General features: G+C 43.2%; 1 rRNA gene. It reads left to right on the top strand.

Features of this window, described 5'->3' with window-relative positions:
- Nucleotides 1-145: 145 nt before the first annotated feature.
- Nucleotides 146-234 (top strand): 5S ribosomal RNA (rrf, locus tag AN391_RS20150); the annotation flags it as partial.

Raw genomic sequence — 234 nt, 5'->3', positions numbered from 1 at the left:
CCCATGCCGAACTCAGTAGTGAAACGAAACAGCGCCGATGATAGTGTAGCATTTGCTATGTGAAAGTAGGACATTGCCAGGCTCCAAATTCAGTCGAAGGACTTAAAGCTTAATAAATAAAAATAAGAAAATTGAACCGAATTTTCTTGGTAACCATAGCGTTTTGGACCCACCTGACCCCATGCCGAACTCAGTAGTGAAACGAAACAGCGCCGATGATAGTGTAGCATTTGC

This window comes from Pseudoalteromonas sp. P1-13-1a (assembly GCF_001401875.1).
Taxonomy (GTDB): Bacteria; Pseudomonadota; Gammaproteobacteria; order Enterobacterales; family Alteromonadaceae; genus Pseudoalteromonas.
The sequence above is the reverse complement of the archived record's forward strand: the minus strand, read 5'-3'. Positions and strand labels throughout refer to the sequence as shown.